The 2,787-nt window shown below is 70.3% G+C and carries 2 protein-coding genes; both read right to left on the reverse strand.

What is annotated here, in order from left to right; all coding sequences use genetic code 11:
- Positions 1 to 462: 462 nt before the first annotated feature.
- Complete coding sequence (gene mraY, locus NBX02_RS15580; RefSeq protein WP_250285165.1) at positions 463 to 1,530, reverse strand: phospho-N-acetylmuramoyl-pentapeptide-transferase; 1,068 nt, start codon at positions 1,528 to 1,530, stop codon at positions 463 to 465.
- On the reverse strand, positions 1,527 to 2,787 hold a 1,261-nt coding region (locus tag NBX02_RS15585; protein WP_250291947.1), incomplete at its 5' end, for a UDP-N-acetylmuramoyl-tripeptide--D-alanyl-D-alanine ligase. The genes NBX02_RS15585 and mraY, both read right to left, overlap by 4 nt.

Raw genomic sequence — 2,787 nt, forward strand, 5'->3', positions numbered from 1 at the left:
AAACATGACTAAAAAAGACAAAACCGGACGAAATGGCATCCTGGACCTCGGCCCAGTGCCTTTCTGAGCCCGTCGCGCCTTCCCAGGGCACCTGCTTCTTCCGGCCCGGACAGGTGGAAGCCGGACACCGCGCTCCCCCGGGAAGCCTGACCGCAGGCGAACGCGTGCCGGTAGCGCTGGATCCGGACATGTGAGCTTGGACGCCGTACTGGGAGCGACGGTCGGAACGCGCGCCGGGAAGCCGTCTCGAAACGTCCATCAGCGACCGCAGTGGAAACGACCAGGAAAGCCCAACCGCCGTGGAAACGGCCAGAAGGCCGCTGCGGGAGCTGCCAGGAACACTGCGGAGCCCGTCAGAAACCGCTGCGGGAGCTACCGGAAACCACCGCGGGATCCGTCAGGACCGTTGCGGGAGCTACCAGGGAGCGCTGTGATGACCGTCAGGAACCACTATGGGAGCTGTCAGGAGCCGCCGTGGGAGAGGAACTCCGCGTAGAACAGGCCGAGGCCGAACGCCACGGCCAGGCCGGAGACGATCCAGAAGCGGATGATGACCGTGGTCTCGGGCCACTCTGCCAGCTCGAAGTGATGATGGATCGGCGCCATGTTGAAGACACGCTTCCGGGTGGCCTTGAAGAAGGCAACCTGAAGGATCACCGACAGCGTCTCGACGACGAACAGCCCGCCGAGGACGAACAGCAGCAGCTCCGTCCGGCTGACGATGGCGATGCTCGCGAACGCGCCACCGAGAGCCAGGGAGCCGGTGTCGCCCATGAATATCTTCGCGGGGCTGGCGTTCCACCACAGGAAACCGAAACAGGCGCCCATGGCCGCCGCCGCCACCAGCGCGACGTCGAGCGGGTCCCGGACCAGGTAGCATCCCGGGCCGCCGGCGCCCGGCTCGCACAGGTTGCCGAACTGCCAGAAGGAGATCACCACGTAGGCGCCGAACACCATCGCCGAGGTGCCGGCGGCCAGCCCGTCCAGCCCGTCGGTGAGGTTCACCGCGTTCGACGTCGCCGCGATGATGATCCAGGCCAGCAGGGGGAAGCCGACCAGGCCGATCGAGATGTCGGTGTCCCGGACGATCGAGACGAACGTCGACCCCGGCAGCAGCCCTTCGGCGTTCTTGAAACGGACGGCCAGCAGCCCGAACGCCAGCGCCACCGCGGCCTGCCCGGCGAACTTGGTGCGGGCGGTGAGCCCGAGGCTACGCTGCTTACGGATCTTGATGTAGTCGTCGAGGAAGCCGACCACGCCAAGACCGGTCATGACCATCAGGACGAGCAGCCCGGACGCGGTGAAGCCCTTCATCGTGACGATATGCGCGATGAAGTACCCGGCCAGCGTCGCGAGGATGATGACCGTCCCGCCCATGGTGGGCGTGCCCCGCTTGGTGAGGTGGCTGGACGGCCCGTCCTCACGGATCTCCTGACCGTAACCCTGCCGGCGGAACAGCCGGATCACCGATGGTGTCCCCAGCAGCGACACCACAAGGGCCACCATCGCGGCGACCAGTACACCTCTCACCCGTTCGCACCCCACTCGCCGGGTGCGGCGCCCAGGGGTGGTGTGACACCCAGGGAGACAGCACCCGACGTCAACTCGCTCGCGACCCGCTCCAACCCGAATGCGCGGGATGCCTTGACCAGTACCACATCGCCCGGTACCAGCCGCTCCCGCAGCAGCGTGCACGCCTGCTCGACGTCGGCGACCCACACCGACTCCCCCGACCAGGAGCCCTCCAGCGACGCTCCGAGATGTATCCGGCGCGCCCGCGCGCCGACCGCCACCAGCTGCTCCACCCCGAGGCGGACGACAAGCCGGCCGAGGGCGTCGTGCTCGTCGTCGGCGCTCACGCCGAGCTCCTCCATGCCGCCGAGGACCGCCCAGGCCCGCCGGCCGCCCCGGCTGAGGTCGACCAGCGTCTTCAACGCGGCCCGCATGGACTCGGGGTTGGCGTTGTAGGCGTCGTTGACAACGGTGACGCCGGTGTCGGTCACCGTCACCTCCATCCGCCAGCGGCTGCGCGCCCGGGCCCGGGACAGCACCTCGGCCGTCCGCGCGGGCGACAGGCCCAGACGGATCGCGACCGCGGCGGCGGCCAGCGCGCTGCCGACCTGGTGCTCGCCGACAAGGGTGAGCGCGACCGGGTGCCGCTCACCGGCGGCCACCAGGTCGAAGCGGGCACGGCCGTCGTCACCGACCCGCACGTCGTGCGCCCGCACGTCCGCCCGTTCCCCCTCACCAAAAGTGAGCACCTCGCCGCGGGCGCGGACGGCCATCCCGGCGACCAGCGGGTCGTCGGCGTTGAGGACGACAGCCTCGGAGGCCGCCTCGGCCAGTTCGCCCTTGGCCCGCGCGATACCGGCCCGCCCGTCGGCGTACTGGCCGAGATGCGCCGAACCGACGTTGAGCACCACCCCGATCCGCGGCCGGGCCAGCTCGCACAGGGCGGCGATGTGGCCGAGGCCGCGGGCGCCCATCTCCAGCACGGCGAACCTGGTGGCCGGCTCGATGCGCGTGACGGTCAGCGGCAGGCCGATCTCGTTGTTGAACGAGCCGGCGGCGGCGACGGTCGGCCCGAGCTCACCGAGCAGGTCGGCGAGCAGGTCCTTGGTGGTGGTCTTGCCCGCCGAACCGGTCACCGCCACCACGGTCGCCGACGACCGGGTACGCACCTGCGCGGCGAGCGCGGCCAGCGCGGCGACCGGATCGGCGACCACCACCGCGGGCACGCCCACCGGCCGGGCCGCGAGCACCGCCGCCGCGCCGGCATCTACCGCC

The organism is Protofrankia sp. CiP1_Cm_nod1 (assembly GCF_920888515.1).
In the GTDB taxonomy this organism is placed as follows: Bacteria; Actinomycetota; Actinomycetes; order Frankiales; family Frankiaceae; genus Protofrankia.